Genomic DNA, 16,482 nt, shown 5'->3' with positions numbered 1-16,482 from the left:
CAGCTATTTTTTTGATGTAGACTTTTGCATGACAAGATAGTTGAAGACTGTTATGAAAAATGAATTGATTTATAATGTCAATTTGTAGTGAATTTATTTTTTTGTCTATAAGTATGATATATTAAAATAGGAGAATTTGGAATTGGATCATTATTCTGTTTTATATAACTATTATTTATCGATAGGAGGGAATCAATGTCAATCAACAGTAATTCCAGCATAGCTGGGAGTGTTTCAGCATCTTTTAGTCAATCTGCAAGTATCTTAAATAGTATTAGTGTTTCTGTCTCCGCTTCAAGTACGAATGTTTCAGGAAATACACTAGCGATGAAAACACTGAATGAGTTTCAACGAGGATTGAAAGAACTTTCTTCAAGTATTGTATTTGCTGGAGATAGTATTCATTCTGTTGCAAAAGAGTTTGATCGAATTGACCAACACATTGTTCAACTAACAAAATTCAATCTTCCGGGAGGGCTTTCTTAATGAAGCAAGAAAAATTGCCAACCTTTGAAGAGAAGAATAGTCAATTCCGAATGCGACTAGAACAGTTACAAGACGATCAACTCGCAAGTAAAAAGGAGCAACGGCGCGTAGAGGAACAGCAAGAAGCCTTTTTTGAGCTCCAGCAACAAGAACAAACGGTATACCATTTTGTTTTGTCCAATTGTGAACCAGAGGAACGAGCATTTATTGAAGAACGTGGAGAAGATAGCTTAAGGCTTGCCAAAAATGCGCAACTAGAATTTGACGAAGAGCTCCTTCAGTTAAAGAAAGAAGAACGCCTATTATTGGATCGAGAAGAAGCCATTCTACAAGAGCAACAGTCCTTCTTAAAAGAAAGTAAGGAGGACGAACATGGGACTTAAATTTTATGTACATGAAGCACAAGCACGCTCTTCACAAGCTTCTCAACTAAATAGTCAAGCAGGGCAAGCGATCGCTTCCTTACAACAAAGCATTCATTCTTTTTTATCTGCGCCGTTATCTAGTAAAGCCTATGAGAGTGCCAAAAGCTATTTTCTGACGGTATACACGCCATTATGTCAATCTGCTATAATGACAGGAGAAGCAATGGAAGCTGCTCATAAACGTTTTCTTAGTGAGTATCAAGGATCAGTCAGTGGGATTGATACGGACGAAGACCTGATACTAGAAGAGATCAATCAACTTGAACGATTAAAACAAAGCTTAGATCAACAAATGAGTACAGCGAAAACTCCTCGACCAGATTTAGAACGACGTTATATGAATGCGTGTGATGTGATCGAAAAACGGCGAGAGAAATTAGAAAAGTTTCATGCGTATAATGCTCTTTCTGCTAGTATTTTTTTAGAGTGCGAAGCATGTCAGCAAGAATTTGATAATGGACTAGCACAAGTGAAAGACTGCAAGGCATGGAATCCAGCAACGGGTACCTTTGATATTAGTCGTTTAAACATGACTTGGGCTAAACCGATCAATGCTCGTTGGCAAGCTCGAGAGAAAATGAAACAAGAAGCAAAAATGAAAGAAGTCAATCAAGCGATCGGTAATTTAGATGGTTATACAATCATTTGTAGTGATTTAGGGACTAGTAAAAAATGGTATTTGATGAAGAATGGAAAGCCGCTACCAATAAAAGACCATCCACGATTATACGAGAAACTAGATAAATGTAAGGACTATTTGCAGCCTGGACAGTATAATATTGAAGACGTTATTGTGATGAAAAATGAAATGCCGCTTGTGCCTGGAGTTGGAATGTTAGGAAATTTAGGTAAGGCGGGTAGAGTCTTCAATGTGATTCGAAAAGGAACGGAAGCTTTAAAGGTTGGTCAATCGATTTCAGGTTTAGTCAATAATGCGCCACAAATTAGTAACTCGAAAGGTAATGAAAAAACTGTTGATGATATCCTTGAAGGTGCCAAAGATACCACTAGACCTATTGGGAAGGCTAAAAATTTTGAAAAAGATGGTAATATGGATGATGCTGTTGATGATTTCAATTCTTTAAACCCGAAAGATGTAAAAGAAATAAAAACCCAATATGGTGATGGTCTCTATGGAGTGCTAGAGGATGGAACTAGAATTTCAGTTAGACCGGGAAGTGAGACTGGTGGTTCTACATTGGAAATTAAGGCTCCTGGAAAGCCTTTAATAAAAGTCAGATATGGAAAATAAGGATGGGGAAATGAATATGTTAGAAAAATGGCATGAATATAATCAAAGTGATGTACCAATAGATAATTATGAAGTTTCAGAAGTAGTACAAAATTCTGAAGGAACGGTTATAAAGCTAATCGGAGAAAAAAACAATATGAATATCACTTTTGGTTTTGTCGATTCTTTACGAATTACTGATGAAGGAAGAAGGATACGAACATATAATGAAATTGAGAGCATTCAAAAATATAGGGAAAATTTCATTGGTAATCCTTTATATAAAGTAGAACAATCAGAATATGTTGAGTGGATAAAAAAAGAAAGTGCTGGTTTTTGTGAAGATGTTGACCATTATGTAATTATTACGGAAAATGATCTTATTGATATACTTTCCACTTTTCCACCAACAATCACAAATGATGTATAGCGCCCCACGTAATTGAGTTTTTTTGAATGCCAAAATGAATGCCATTAGAAAAATGTTTAATGATATTCATTGAGTAATCATGACTATATACTTCTTACAATTTACCGAATGACTAGAAATACAATCTTATGAAATGCTATCGTCATTCATGGCTGAAGAAGAAGAATAGAATTTGAAAACGAGCTAAGCCATTGATGTATAAGGGGTTAGCTTTTTTTGTTTCAATGAATGACAATGTGAATGTCATCTACTAAAAATTTAAGTGTTGTACTAGTTTTTCAATGGTCTTTTCTTTAGATTCTTTTGATAAGTGGCTATAAGTGTTCATAGTCATTTTCATTGAAGTGTGACGTAATCTGTCTTGTACTTCTTTCATGTTTACCACAGCCGCTAATGATAAAGTAGCATGTATGTCTGGTGACATGAACACCCAGAAATGGTATGTTGCAATTAAGTGTGATCGTCTGCCGTCTTTGATAGATGCTGTAAGTAGTTTTTTTGTAATCGTTTACAATTTGGTGGCAGAAGAAATGGTTAGCTAGAATTCTATAAAGTTGTGTAGTGGAATTTCATCCTATATGGTATATTTATTTTATAAAAAATATTAAGGGAGTGTTTTTAGTGAAGTTAAAAAAATTATTGAATGTTAGTTTGGCTGGTATAGTTATTGTAGGAGTCTATCTCACACTAAATTTAACAACTAAATCTGAAGCTGTTGAAAATGAACAGTATATCCTAGCCCCTACCAAATTAATTCGTAATAGCATTTTCAGGTCTGTGATAAATGAATTAGAGGAAAATGGAGTTGTTGAGGAAGAGATAGAAAGGTTCGGAAATTTATTTGAGTCTTACTCAATCATTGAAAAGCAATATGGGCCATTAGCAACAACTGTTGAATCCGAATTGCAGAGTGATGAGAGAAGTTTGGAAGGGTTAGAAAACTTGACTAACCTTATTAATGTAAGTTATGAGGGAGGGGCATTTACTGATCTTAGACCACTCGAAAAACTAACAAAGTTAAAAACTCTAGAAATAGATACAGAAAATGTACAAAATATCGAATCACTAAAAAAATTAGCAAAGTTAGAGAGACTATCTTTATACAACAGATTAAATATAAAAAAAGATTTTGGTACAAAAAGCATGGCTTTGACTGATATATCGGCTTTAAACCATCTATCAAATCTTAAATTTATTCGGATTCATACAGATGGAGATATGCCGACTATTACCTTAAGAAATGATTATCAAAAATATGAAGTTCTTGATCCTATTATAGTGTCGAATCAATTTGAAGGATCAACGGTTGAATATACCTCTTCTGACGAAAATTTTTCTAATGCAGATGGATTGTTGAAATGGGAAAATATTCCAGTTGGAACGGAATCTCTCGAATTAAATTGGAAAATTGAAAAAGAGAACTGTGAGTTTTATGGGTATGCAAGAATTCCAATCGAATGGAAATAAATGGACTAGTCATCGCATTGCGGTGGCTTTTTATATTGCAGTTTTAAGAAGTGTTAGTGTGGATGATAAACAGAAACGCAAAGAAGCGTATAATGTATTGATTAGATAACAGAAGCATGAAACGATAGTAAGTAACAAAGTGTTGGGATACAGGCTAGTGCACTTAAAATATAAAACATTAATTAGTGAGTAAGATTAAATTATAATAATGTATAGTTGCTCCAGAGTTGGATAAAAGGAACAGGGAATATTGCAAACGTTTGTATAACAGGAGTTAACTACGATTCTCATGTTCAAAATTTTGACTGGATGGGTAACGCAGCGAATGGAGAAATATCCGAAACTATTGGGAAGAAAAAGAGAATGAAAGCTGAATAAAATAAAAACTCCACTATGATCATTATAATTTTATCTTATTATAAAAAATGAAGATAAATATAGTTATAAATAAAAGATAATTTAAAACAATATGTTGAAAACGTTTGCTTTTTTATGCTAAAATGAAAACAGGAATGTAACCTTTTGGGCATAACCTAAACTACTCATATCTATGGGCTAGTTTAGGTTTTTTTGTTTAAAAAGCAAGAAAGGAGTTTTTACGATTTACTAGAATGTTGAACAAAACATGAAGGAGGAAGGGATTTGAAGAAATTTAGAAGAACGATTAGTTGGATTGGCTTGTTGCTTGCAGTAATCACATTGGGAGGGTGTACTCAGTCAGCTAAAACAGAAAAGACAAATGCTGATAAAAATGAGGAGACATCTGTTGTTCGGGAAACAACCTTTGGGAAGGTGAAAGGGTATGAAGAGAAAGAAGCGCTCGTATGGTTAGGTGTCCCATACGGCGGTGAGACTGCAAAAGAAGCGCGCTGGAAAGCACCAACAGATCCACAGCCTTGGGAAGGCGAACGTGATGCAACAAAGGCCGGAAGTGTTGCTTTACAAACGAGTGCAGATGGTATCGTAGGTTCAGAAGATGGCTTAAATCTGGATATCTACCGTCCTAATAATGATAAGAAAGACTTACCGGTTCTTGTTTATATCCATGGCGGGAATAATCAAACGGGGACAGCGGAAGAAATCTCCGGCGTTTCTTTTGTGACTGGGCATGATGCGATTGTCGTTTCCGTCAATTATCGTTTAGGTCCACTTGGATTCAATCCACTGCCAGCTTTAAAAAACGGAACAAAAGAAGAGAATTCCGGAAATTACACATTGCTGGATTTAAGTAAGTCTTTAGATTGGGTAAAGCAAAATATTGAAAATTTTGGTGGAAATCAAAATAATATCACAGTCAGTGGCTTTTCTGCTGGCGGGCGTGATGTGATGGCTATGCTGATTTCACCAATATTTGAAGGGAAATTCGATAAAGCGATCTCATTTAGCGGAGGAATGACTATTGCCGATGAAAAAAGAAGTCAAGAAGTCTATGCGCAGGCAATTGCTCCATTGGTTGTAGAAGATGGTCTCAAAGAAAATGAAATTCAAGCAAAAGACTGGCTATTGAGCACAGATCAAGAGGTAAAGGATTATCTGTATGCACTTGATGGAGATCGATTAGTTGGACTGATGAGCAATGCAGGGATTCGGATGAGTGTGTTCCCACATTTATTTAATGATGGATATGTGCTTCCAAAAGAAGGATTTGACACAGAAAACTATCATTCTGTTCCTCTGATGATGCTGACTGGAGAGCAGGAATTCTCCTTATTTGGACGCTTTGATCCGTATTTTTCTCAATATTTAGAAGGCGGGAAAATTGATACTGATCCTGAAATTGCGAATCAATATGCGTTTATTAATAACTATGGCGGACAACTATACAGCTTGTTCAATGTTCAAGAGTCTGCAGAAAAAATGAATCAGCATTATCAAGCGGCTATCTATGGCATGGAAATCGAATTCGGTGCAGATAAAGCTGTAGTAGGAGAAGAAATGGCTAAACTTGGTGCATTCCATGGTGTTTTTGTCCCGTTGCTTGATACGGAAAGTAAAAATTATGCAGGCTTAGTTGGAGCAGGTTATGATAGTGAAGGAGCGAAGGATTTAAGCAAAGTATTCCAAAATTATTTATTTGAGTTTATTAAAAACGGTGATCCAAATGGTTCGGATCTGCCGAAGTGGGAAGAATGGCAAGCTGGATCGAAAGACAATCTCTTATTTGTAAATGCGGACAAAAAACAAGCATCAGCAAAAATGGGGCATAAAACCTACGATTATGAAAAAGTTTTGGAAGCAATCGGTCAGGATACAACAGTGTCAGAGAAACAAAAGCAAGAGTTGTTGAGCAACGTAATGAATGGCCGCTGGTTTAGCAAACGGCTGGATGAAAAGTATGAGCAGCTTTCTGATTTTGATAAAGAATAGAAAGATTTGCTGTCGGTATAAATATAAGACTGAGAAATGTTAAAAATAATCTCGATACCATACGATAAAAAAGTGACCTATCAATTTAGCGGGTTTAGGCTAAATTTGATAAGTCACTTTATTCGTATAAACATTTGCGAATCAAAGAGCCTGTTTTTCATTTTGATAGAACATGGAAAGTATCAATCCGATAGCAATAAAATTCGCTAGATAAGCAGTTCCTCCCTGACTGATAAAAGGCAACGGAATACCAGTCAAAGGCAATAATCCAATATTTGAACCGATATTTTCTAGGATATGAAACAAAAAATACATGATGATTCCAGTCGTGATATAAGCATAAAATTCTCGTTTAGCTGCTAAAGTACAGATCAGCATTTGATATATGAGATAGAAGAAAAGTAAAAGCAGGAAACAACTTCCGATAAATCCATAGGCTTCAGCGATAACAGTAAAGATCATATCGGATTCCCGAACTGGGACGTAGACTTGTAAATTGGTCAGTCCTTTTCCCGCTAATTCTCCTGACCCAATCGCGCTCAACCCTCTAGCTTGCTGAAAAGCGATCGAATCCGCATAAGCAAATGGATCCAGCCAAGCGTGAATACGATCGAATTGATAAGGCTTAAAGTGTAAATAGGCAAGTATTTTTTGTCCTTGCTCCGTTAAAACCAACAAGATCGCACTGATGCCGATCAAACTCAAACCGCCAAAAAGAGGAACCAAAAGTTTCCAAGAGCAGCTTGAAACAAGTAGAATACCAAATAAAATCGATAGAAAAACTAAACTAGTCCCAAAATCTTTTTGATAAAACATCAGTCCAAAAATAGGGATGCTCACAAATAATAGTTTTCCTAAAAGTGACAGCTCCTCTTTTAGCGAAGAGAAGGTCTTACCATATTTTGTCACAAGATAAGCCAGCATCAGAATATAGCCCAATTTTGCAAACTCAGAAGGCTGAAAAGCAAGCGGACCAAGGCGAATCCAGCGTTTGGTTCCGGTAGCAACAGCCATCACAGGATCATGGAATTTTACTAACAAGCCCATCAAAATCAGGGAACAAAGATAAAGATAAGGAGCAGCTTTCCATAAAATTTTGATTGGAATCAGCATCGTCAAAAACATAGTGATGATTCCTAAGAGTGTCCACAACAGCTGTTTTATTAGCAATGGAGTGACAGCAGTGATCGTAGGATCAGCTTTGAAAGCACCGTATTGTGCGACAAAGCCAACTAAGATCAGTAGCAAAACTGGGAGTAAAAGACCGTAATTGATCAGCTCATTCGATCTGTTCCGAATTCGTTTCATTGGCTTTCACCTCGTGATCGTTGTTTTTCTCTCAGCTCGCTTGCGCGAACATTCAACGCAACACCGAGAACAAGGCTCAAGATCAATAGACTAGATCCGCCATAGCTGATAAAAGGAAAGGTCAGTCCAGTCATCGGAATATAGCCCAAAAGACTGCCGACATTGACAGAAACCTGCAAGAGCAATAAGACACCGCAGCCAATGTACAGGTAAGAATAATAAAGACGATTCGTTTTTATCCCTAATAAAAGCAAGCGAGCGACCATAAAGAAGACCAAAAATAGAATGCCCAAAGAAAAAATCAAGCCAAGTTCCTCTATACATATCGCAAAAATAAAATCTGTATCAGGCTCAGGTAAAAAGCCTTTTTTCTGAATACTGTTTCCTAAACCTAAGCCCCAAAATCCGCCATTATGGATCGCATAATAGGCATTGGATGTTTGAAAGCCTTTGCCCATAGGATCGATAAAAGGATTTTGCATGACTTCAAAACGTGTCACTAAGTAACTGAATTTTTGCGGCAGCCATTCTGTTGGCAAAGATAATAAGAGCATTGTTCCCAATTTTTTTGCGATGACGAACCCGATCAAAGCAAATGACATGAACCACGGTGATAGTCCGCTGGTCAAAAATAAAATCAATACTAGAATAAAAATCATGGAAGCACCAGCGATGTTTGGCTGTAGAGCAACGAAAAACATCAAGCTGATCGAAACGATTATCGGCTGTCTGTACTGTTTGAAAGAGAAAGGCGTGACGGTTTCTGTTTTTGATAATGCAAGAGCCAGATAAAGCACTAAAATAAATGGGACCAACTCTGAAGGCTGAAACAAAAGAATTCCTAAATTGAGCCAACGTTTGGCACCGCCAACGCTTGTTCCGATGACTGGTAATAGAATTAAGGAAAGAAATGTCAGGCCAAGCAACATTTGAATAATCGTAGGCTTTCTCAAAACAGCTAAATTGATCCGATAGACGATAGCTAAACAAACCAGACTGAAAATAAAATAAGAGGTCTGCTTGAATGCTTTATGTGCCGGACTTAATTGGCTATCAAGCAATTGATAAGAACTAGCGCTATATACCATTAAAATGCCGATCACACACAAAATAAGATAAGGGAGAAGGAGGTAAAAATCTAGATAAACTATTTTGGAGGGCTTCCGCAGCGTCTTCATTCATCTGCCCCGTCAGTTAAAAAGTCATTTATTGCCTGTGCATTTTGCTTCTCATCGATTTCTAAAACACTGCCTGCCTCCGTATAATCGTTAAATGCCCAGCTCCCTTCAACTGGAACAGATAAGGTTTGAAGAGGTTTTACTTTCCCACCTAAAAAGTCCTTGGCTAAATCGATCAGAAGTTCGGCTGGAATATTCGTGTCTAGATAACCAACGGCTTCTCCAGCAATTTGAGGCAGCTGTAAAAGCGGGACCGCGTTTGTAGCTTGTTTTGCTAAAGCGTCCATGACTTGCTGCTGTCTTCTGATACGACCGAAGTCTCCTTCGCCATCCATGCGGAATCTGGCGTACTGCAATAAAGTATTCCCATCCATTGTTTGATTGCCTTTTTTTATATCGACGTTATCTAAGTTCAACTCTTTTTCTGCATCGATTTGGACACCTTTGGGGTAAAGATCATCGATCAAACGAATAAAATGGTTAAAATCAACGGCTATATAATAATTGATGGGCAGATCAAAGGAGCTATTCAAGACTTGTTTAGTCAGCTCAGCTCCACCGTAAGCGTAGGCAGCATTGATTTTTTCTGCTCCATGTCCAGGTATTTGAACGTAAGAATCCCGCATGATCGACAACAGCTTTGGTTGTTTGGTTTCACTATTATAATGCGCCACCATCAACGTATCTGCCCGTCCACCGTCTTCGTCATCTTCGCGTCCGTCATCACCGATCAATAGAATCGTGATTTCTTTTAAATTTGTTTGTGCATCTGCAGAAAAAGTCAAATTCTTTCGTTTAGTGACCTGTGTTTGGGCTGTTTTTTTACCATGATGAAAGCCAATGACTGCATAACAGCCAAGAGCGGTAAAAATCAAAACAGTGATAAGACTAATACAAATCAAACTCTTTTTTACTAGATTCATTGTTATTCCTCGCTAATCATTTTATTGATCATCAAATAAATTGCGGCGCTAGGAATCGACATATACGTCGGGATGACCGTTTTCTTGCTGACTAGGTTGTTTAGACCGAGCTGATTTTTCACCTCCAAATAGTTCGCTGATCCAAAACAAAAAACTTCGCTGAAAAAGACTCAGCGAAGGGGATTGATTCCAGCATAAAAAAGGGTCATCATTCTCATCGTTGAGTTTTAGCACTATGAAACGTAAAAAGCATTGCTTTTAGCTACTTTGTGAAAAGCCTTAATTCGACAATTCCTGTCCTACCCATGCCTGTCTTTCGACATTTTTGAGCAGTAGCCTGTGTTTTCATAGGAGCCTCACCTAACAAGTTATTTAGATCGCCACAACTATAATCAATTCAATAACAGAAGTCAATCGTTCAAAAGTTAATTTTTTCGTAAGTAAAAAGAAAGATTGAAAGAATATCGTTTCCGAGATCGGTCGAGAATACATTTAGATCAAGCTATTCCATAAAAGAACTAAGAAAAAATTGATTTAAGTATCTTTACTAATAGAAAATCAAGAACCTCTTTTCTTTAGATTTTTTTAATAAAAATAACAGCTAGAATCATTTGCTTAAGAGAAGTTTTAAATTTTATGTCGCATCCAACTTGAAAACAGAGTAAGATAGAATTGTAGAAGAATGCGCTTGCATTTTTTAGAAATGGGGGAAGGTAAATGAGCTATAGAATAATACAGCAAGAAAATTGGATACTCGTTGAAAATGATCAAGGAGCAGCCTTAGGTTATGCAGCAGATTCGGGAGTAACATTGATTGAGCAGGATGGATTCGCTTTTAAAGATTTGAATAAAAATGGCTGCTTGGATCCATATGAAGACTGGCGCTTGCCAATTGAAGAGAGAATCGAAGATTTAGTTACACGATTAAGTGTGGAAGAAATGGCTGGATTGATGTTGTATAGTCGCCATCAAACAGTATCAAGAAGTGACAATCATTTTGTGCAGATGTTTTCCGGTACATATGGGGGAAAGGCGCTAGCAGACTATGACGGACCGATTTCTGAATTGACAGATCAGCAAAAGGAATTTTTAACGAAGGATCACATCCGCCATGTACTTTTGACGAGGGTAGAATCACCAAAAGCAGCCGCACAATGGACGAATAAAATTCAGGCGATGGCCGAAAGCTTGGACTCGGGCATCCCAGTAAATATCAGCTCAGATCCGCGTCACAGCACAAGTGCAGACACCGAATTCAATGCCGGGGCAGGCGGAGAGATTTCTATGTGGCCGGAGCAGTTAGGGTTAGCAGCAGCTTTTGATCCTGAGCTGGTGAAACAATTTGGAGAAATCGCTAGTCAAGAATATCGGGCATTAGGAATTACGACCGCTTTGTCACCGCAGATCGATTTGGCCACTGAACCGCGCTGGATGCGTTTTTCTGGTACCTTTGGTGAAGGGGTAAAATTAGTCACAGCTTTAGCTCAAGCTTATTGTGATGGTTTTCAAACAACTAAAGAAGCAAACGGTTGGGGCAAGGAAAGTGTGAATGCGATGGTCAAACATTGGCCGGGGGGCGGCAGTGGTGAGGCTGGACGAGATGGCCACTATGGTTATGGAAAATATGCAGTTTATCCTGGAAATAATTTTAATGAGCATCTAAAACCATTTCTAGAAGGAGCATTTGATTTACAGGAGGGGACAAAGAAAGCGGCAGCAGTCATGCCGTACTATACGATATCTTATGATCAAGATCAGAAATATGGAGAAAATGTTGGAAACGGTTTTAGCCAATTTATCCTCAATGATCTATTACGAAAGAAATATCATTATGACGGCGTTGTCTGTACAGACTGGTCGATCACAGCTGATCCAGTACAAATCGATCAATTTCTTGGCGGAAAAAGCTGGGGAGTAGAGGAGCTGACTGTGGAGCAGCGTCATTACAAAGCACTTTTGGCAGGCATTGATCAGTTTGGAGGAAATAATGAAATTGCCCCCGTTTTGGCTGCTTTTGAATTGGGCGCTAAAGAATATGGGACACAAGCAATGAAAGAAAGGTTCCGAGTTTCGGCTCGCAGATTGTTGAAGAATCTGTTTCAAACAGGTTTATTTGAAAATCCATATCTAATATCAGAAAAATCTGAAGAAATCGTTGGGCAGCCACAATTTATGGAAGCAGGATTTAAAGCACAGCAAAAATCTTTAGTACTGCTAAAAAATAAGCATAGGCTATTGCCTTTAGAAAAGACGGCTAAATTGTATATTCCTAAGCAGCATATTGGTGCTTCAAAGGATTGGTTTGGTCATCCGCAACCTGCATTTGAAAAAGATCCTGTCAATCGAAGCCTCGTCGAGAAATATTTTCAAGTTGTGGATTCGCCTGAACAAGCAGATGTGATTTGGCTATTTTTAGAGTCGCCTAAAACATATGGCTATTCGAATGAAGATCGTGGCAATGGCTATCTACCGATCAGTTTGCAATACAAGCCATACACTGCACACTTTGCCCGAAAAAAAAGTCTTGCTGGCGATGATCGTTCTTACCATGGAAAGAAAAATACGGCAAGTAATGGGCAGGATATCGAAACACTGCAACGATTAAAGGAACAACATCCTAATGTACCGATCATTGTGAGCTTGACATTGAAAAACCCAACGATCGTTGCAGAATTCGAGCCGTATGTCGATGCGATTATTGTCGATTTTGGTGTACAAACACAAGCGATACTTAGTGTTCTAAGCGGCGCTTTCACTCCTTCTGGGTTGCTGCCGTTCCAAATGCCGGCAGATATGGAAACAGTTGAAAAACAACAAGAAGATGTCCCTCTTGATATGAAGTGTTACTCAGATGAGTTTGGTCATACGTACGATTTTGGGTTTGGCATGGATTTCGACGAACCGATCGTTGATGAGAGAAGAAAACTTTATGAATAGTTAAGGCGATGTATCAAGAGTTGAGGGCTGAAAATCAGTTTATTGATTCGTTCTATAATGTTGATCAAAAAAGAGTCTTACGCAAACATGATTTACACATTGCGTAGGACTCTCTTTTTGTTTATTTTGCCGCGATTTTTTTCGCTTTTTCGGTATTCGCAAAATGAAGTTTTGCGTATTTGCTCAGTAAGTCGATACCGCCTTTTTTTAAGACTTTTGCAGCAATCTGATCGGCAGTGCTGCCTGCGCCGGATGGAACCTTCAAGCCTAATTCTTGTGATTCTTTCTCCAGCTCATCTAAAAAAGCTGCTCGGCTAATGATCGAAGCAGCAGCGACTGCCACATGATATTGCTCACCTTTGGTTATAAAATAAAGCTTTTCACGTACCTGATTTTTTTCTGAGCGTACATATTTTTTATAATTACTTTCAGGAGTAAACTGATCGATCAAAATGGCCTCTGGTTTAACAGGTGCGATGTCACCCAATAATAAGTGGATAGCTTGGTTATGCAGTGCAACTTTCATATGGACTGCGTTATATTTTGGCTGGATCTGATTGTATTTTTCCGGTTCAACGATCAGCAATCTGAATGGGATCAATTCTTTGATCACTGCTGCAAGCTGCCTGATTTGCGGATCAGTCAACTCCTTGGAATCTCTGACTCCGAGTGCTTTTAATTTTGCCACCATTGTTTTTTCTACATAAGCAGCACAAACTGTTACTGGACCAAAGTAACTGCCGTTACCGACTTCGTCGCTGCCTAAAACAGAAAGCTGACTGAAATTATCTGGCAGTGCTGTAGAAGTTGTCGTTTTAGCTTTAGAGGTGGAAGCAGTCTTGTTCGAACTAGGTGCGCCCCACTTTGCAGCGATCTTTTCCGCTTCTAGCCCTTGAAAAACAACTTTTCCTGAGGTGTAGGCAGTGATCGTTGTCGTCCCTGATTTTGCCACGAATTCTGTATACGGAACCTGTTTATTTAAGAGTGAGCGCTCATAAAAAGACTTCATTTTTTTGATGGTATCTTTGGATACTTTGATAACTTGAGTTTGAGACATTAGACGGCTCCTTTCGCGAGTTCTTTTCTATAGTAAAACAAAAAGCTGGAAAAGTGAAGCGTATTTCCTGTTCAAATGAAGCAAATAGATGATGAGAAACGGCTTCATAATCACCTTCATTTGAGTTTTCAGAAACTCTATGATATAATACTTTACAAGTAATGATACTAGTCGGAGTGAGCGGATTTCTGCTCACTCTTTTTAATGGAGTAAGGCAGGAAAAGTACGGCTGTTTTACTTCTACGCTAGTCCTCATTCTATAATTCCTGAAGGAGGCGAAAATTTTGAGTAGTGTTGTGGAAACTGTTACCGAGTTAGTCACACCAATCTTAGAAAAACAAAATTTTGAACTTGTAGAAGTAGAGTTTGTCAAGGAAGGAAAGAACTGGTTTCTCCGTGTCTTTATTGATAAAACCGGCGGCATTGATATTGAGGAATGTGCCTTTGTCAGTGAACAACTCAGCGAAAAACTTGATGCTATGGATCCTGACCCGATACCACAAGCGTACTTTTTGGAAGTCTCTTCTCCGGGAGCTGAACGTCCGTTGAAAAAAGAAAGCGATTATGAACAAGCCGTTGGCCAATATATCCATATCTCTCTTTATCAAGCAGTTGAGGGAGAAAAGCAATTTGAAGGAACGTTAAAATCTTTAGACAAAGAACAATTGGTCTTGACGGTCAAAATCAAAACAAGAGTCAAAGAGTATACATTTGAACGGAAAAACATTGCCAAAGCTCGTTTAGCAATCCAGTTTTAACCCAGACATTCGTAGAGCAAAACAATCTAGTTTTTGCTTATTACGGAAAGGTGTTTTCCGAAAGAAAAGCCATTCCGTTTATCTTTCATTTAAACAAGTAGGAGGAAATGACAACAAAATGAGCAAAGAAATGTTGAATGCATTGGATGCATTAGAAGCTGAAAAAGGTATTTCTAAGGATATCGTGATTGATGCGCTGGAAGCAGCATTAGTTTCCGCATATAAAAGACATTATGGACAGGCCCAAAACGTTGAAGTAGAATTCGATGGCAAAAAAGGCAATATCCATGTATATGCAGTAAAAGAAGTCACTGAAGAAGTGATGGATTCCCAATTGGAAGTCTCATTAAAAGAAGCGATGGAAGTCAATAAGGCGTATGAGCTGGGCGATAAAATTCGTTTTGAAGTGACACCAAAAGACTTTGGCCGGATTGCGGCACAAACAGCGAAGCAAGTTATTTTACAACGTGTGAGAGAAGCTGAAAGAAACATTATTTACAATGAATTCAGTGCATACGAAAATGATATCATGCAAGGAATCGTTGAAAGACAAGACCGTCGTTATATCTATGTGAACTTAGGAAAAATCGAAGCTGTCTTATCAAAACAAGACCAAATGCCAAATGAATTTTATCAACCGCATGATCGAATCAAAGTGTATGTATCACGTGTTGAAAATACATCTAAAGGGCCTCAGGTTTTTGTTAGCCGCAGTCATCCAGATTTATTGAAGCGATTGTTTGAACAAGAAATTCCGGAAGTGTATGATGGAATTGTAGAAATCGTCAGCATTGCTCGTGAAGCAGGAGACCGCTCAAAAGTCTCTGTTCGTTCAACAGATCCAAATATCGATCCTGTTGGTACGTGTGTAGGTCCTAAAGGCCAACGTGTTCAAGCGATCGTGAATGAATTAAAAGGTGAAAATATGGATATCGTAGAATGGAATGAAGATCCAGCGATCTTCATCAGCAATGCGTTGAATCCAGCACAAGTTGTCGATGTTATTTTTGATCCTACCAATAACAAAGCTTGTACAGTTGTTGTACCAGATTATCAATTGTCACTTGCTATCGGTAAAAGAGGTCAAAATGCACGTTTAGCAGCTAAATTGACAGGCTTCAAAATCGATATCAAACCAGAATCAGAAATGGAAGAATTCTACGCTCAACAAGAAACACAAGAAGATGCCGCAGAAGAAGTTTTTGATGAAGTGATCGTAGAGTCTGATTTAACAGCTGATGAGTATGAAGAAATTGCGTTTGAAGAAAAAACAATAGAAGACGAAGAACAAGTCTAACGATTTGGAGGGAACAAAATGAAAAAAAGAAAAGTCCCGATGCGTAAATCTGTTGTCTCAGGCGAGATGAAACCCAAAAAAGAATTAGTCCGAATCACTCGTTCTAAAGAAGGTGTCGTATCGATCGATCCTTCTGGAAAAATGCCGGGCCGAGGTGCGTACGTCGCTCTTGAACCAAAAGAAGTTCAAGATGCATGGGATAAGCACATTTTAGATCGTGTTCTGGAAACAACGTTGACTGACGAATTCTATCAAGAATTGTTAGATTATGTGGAACATCAAAAAGCCCGTAAAGAGTTGTTCGGAAATGGATAAAGAAAAGATTTTAAATTTATTAGGTTTGGCTATGAGAGCTGGAAAACTAGTGACTGGTGAAGAGTTGACTTTAGCAGATATTCGCAGCAATAAGGCGAAATTTGTTTTTGTCGCGGCAGATGCTAGTGAAAATACAAGAAAGAAAATCAAGGACAAATGTTCTTATTATAAGGTTCCGACAGACGAGTCGTTTACCCAATCAGAAATCAGTCATGCAATTGGCAGAACACGCATGATCGTTGGGATTAATGATCAGGGCTTTGCGACAAAGTTCAAGGAATTAATCAAAGGTTAGGAAGGTGA

17 protein-coding genes and 1 riboswitch are annotated in these 16,482 nt (G+C 38.1%); of the genes, 13 read left to right on the top strand and 4 right to left on the bottom strand.

Features of this window, described 5'->3' with window-relative positions; translation table 11 throughout:
- Positions 1-195: 195 nt before the first annotated feature.
- From IGI58_RS01210 to IGI58_RS01175, 8 genes are all read left to right on the top strand, one after another.
- Positions 196-486, top strand: coding sequence for a TIGR04197 family type VII secretion effector (locus IGI58_RS01210; protein ID WP_429954931.1), 291 nt, complete (start codon positions 196-198; stop codon positions 484-486).
- Positions 486-869, top strand: coding sequence for a hypothetical protein (locus tag IGI58_RS01205; RefSeq protein ID WP_429954933.1), 384 nt, complete (start codon positions 486-488; stop codon positions 867-869). Before IGI58_RS01210 ends, IGI58_RS01205 begins: the two co-directional genes overlap by 1 nt.
- Positions 859-2,163, top strand: coding sequence for a hypothetical protein (locus IGI58_RS01200; RefSeq protein WP_429954935.1), 1,305 nt, complete (start codon positions 859-861; stop codon positions 2,161-2,163). Before IGI58_RS01205 ends, IGI58_RS01200 begins: the two co-directional genes overlap by 11 nt.
- Before the next feature lie 10 nt (positions 2,164-2,173).
- Positions 2,174-2,572: a hypothetical protein gene (locus tag IGI58_RS01195; RefSeq protein WP_429956308.1), complete on the top strand. Its 399-nt coding sequence runs from the start codon at positions 2,174-2,176 to the stop codon at positions 2,570-2,572.
- Positions 2,573-3,193: 621 nt separating this feature from the next.
- A complete protein-coding gene (locus IGI58_RS01190; protein WP_429954939.1) occupies positions 3,194-4,039 on the top strand; it encodes a hypothetical protein in 846 nt (281 codons plus the stop codon).
- Entirely contained in the window at positions 4,005-4,148 is a 144-nt protein-coding gene (locus IGI58_RS01185) for a hypothetical protein (RefSeq protein WP_429956307.1), read from the top strand. The genes IGI58_RS01190 and IGI58_RS01185 overlap by 35 nt, the downstream gene beginning before the upstream one ends.
- A 107-nt stretch (positions 4,149-4,255) precedes the next feature.
- Positions 4,256-4,417 (top strand): hypothetical protein, encoded by a 162-nt coding sequence (locus tag IGI58_RS01180; RefSeq protein WP_429954941.1) that lies wholly within the window; start codon positions 4,256-4,258, stop codon positions 4,415-4,417.
- A 264-nt stretch (positions 4,418-4,681) separates the two neighbouring features.
- Positions 4,682-6,406 (top strand): carboxylesterase family protein, encoded by a 1,725-nt coding sequence (locus tag IGI58_RS01175; RefSeq protein ID WP_429954943.1) that lies wholly within the window; start codon positions 4,682-4,684, stop codon positions 6,404-6,406.
- A gap of 141 nt (positions 6,407-6,547) precedes the next feature.
- Here the strand turns inward: IGI58_RS01175 and IGI58_RS01170 are convergent, their stop codons facing one another.
- From IGI58_RS01170 to IGI58_RS01160, 3 genes are read right to left on the bottom strand one after another with little or no spacing between them, the layout of a single operon-like run.
- A complete protein-coding gene (locus IGI58_RS01170) occupies positions 6,548-7,714 on the bottom strand; it encodes an FtsW/RodA/SpoVE family cell cycle protein (protein ID WP_429954945.1) in 1,167 nt (388 codons plus the stop codon).
- Positions 7,711-8,892 (bottom strand): FtsW/RodA/SpoVE family cell cycle protein, encoded by a 1,182-nt coding sequence (locus IGI58_RS01165; RefSeq protein WP_429954947.1) that lies wholly within the window; start codon positions 8,890-8,892, stop codon positions 7,711-7,713. The genes IGI58_RS01170 and IGI58_RS01165 overlap by 4 nt, the downstream gene beginning before the upstream one ends.
- The gene (locus tag IGI58_RS01160) at positions 8,889-9,815 is read right to left on the bottom strand and encodes an LCP family protein (RefSeq protein ID WP_429954949.1); all 927 of its coding nucleotides are present in this window, start codon (positions 9,813-9,815) and stop codon (positions 8,889-8,891) included. Before IGI58_RS01160 ends, IGI58_RS01165 begins: the two co-directional genes overlap by 4 nt.
- A gap of 205 nt (positions 9,816-10,020) precedes the next feature.
- Positions 10,021-10,190, bottom strand: a riboswitch (M-box (ykoK) riboswitch).
- A 342-nt stretch (positions 10,191-10,532) separates the two neighbouring features.
- On the opposite strand from IGI58_RS01160, the gene IGI58_RS01155 reads away from it, so the two are divergent.
- Positions 10,533-12,752 carry a glycoside hydrolase family 3 N-terminal domain-containing protein gene (locus IGI58_RS01155; RefSeq protein ID WP_429954951.1) on the top strand — a complete coding sequence of 740 codons (2,220 nt, stop codon included), beginning with the start codon at positions 10,533-10,535 and terminating at the stop codon, positions 12,750-12,752.
- A gap of 121 nt (positions 12,753-12,873) precedes the next feature.
- On the opposite strand, the gene rnhC is transcribed toward IGI58_RS01155, so the two are convergent.
- The gene (gene rnhC, locus IGI58_RS01150) at positions 12,874-13,809 is read right to left on the bottom strand and encodes a ribonuclease HIII (RefSeq protein ID WP_429954953.1); all 936 of its coding nucleotides are present in this window, start codon (positions 13,807-13,809) and stop codon (positions 12,874-12,876) included.
- Between the two features lie 284 nt (positions 13,810-14,093).
- On the opposite strand from rnhC, the gene rimP reads away from it, so the two are divergent.
- From rimP to IGI58_RS01130, 4 genes are all read left to right on the top strand, one after another.
- Positions 14,094-14,567 (top strand): ribosome maturation factor RimP, encoded by a 474-nt coding sequence (gene rimP / locus IGI58_RS01145; RefSeq protein ID WP_087641448.1) that lies wholly within the window; start codon positions 14,094-14,096, stop codon positions 14,565-14,567.
- Between the two features lie 118 nt (positions 14,568-14,685).
- Positions 14,686-15,864, top strand: coding sequence for a transcription termination factor NusA (nusA, locus tag IGI58_RS01140; protein WP_429954955.1), 1,179 nt, complete (start codon positions 14,686-14,688; stop codon positions 15,862-15,864).
- Between the two features lie 18 nt (positions 15,865-15,882).
- On the top strand, positions 15,883-16,179 hold the full coding sequence (gene rnpM, locus IGI58_RS01135; RefSeq protein ID WP_087641450.1) for an RNase P modulator RnpM: 297 nt from the start codon (positions 15,883-15,885) through the stop codon (positions 16,177-16,179).
- Positions 16,172-16,474, top strand: coding sequence for a YlxQ-related RNA-binding protein (locus IGI58_RS01130; RefSeq protein ID WP_429954958.1), 303 nt, complete (start codon positions 16,172-16,174; stop codon positions 16,472-16,474). The genes rnpM and IGI58_RS01130 overlap by 8 nt, the downstream gene beginning before the upstream one ends.
- Positions 16,475-16,482 lie beyond the last annotated feature (8 nt).

It is taken from the genome of Enterococcus sp. AZ020, assembly GCF_050499205.1.
Taxonomy (GTDB): Bacteria; Bacillota; Bacilli; order Lactobacillales; family Enterococcaceae; genus Enterococcus_L; species Enterococcus_L dunnyi.
The sequence above is the reverse complement of the archived record's forward strand: the minus strand, read 5'-3'. Positions and strand labels throughout refer to the sequence as shown.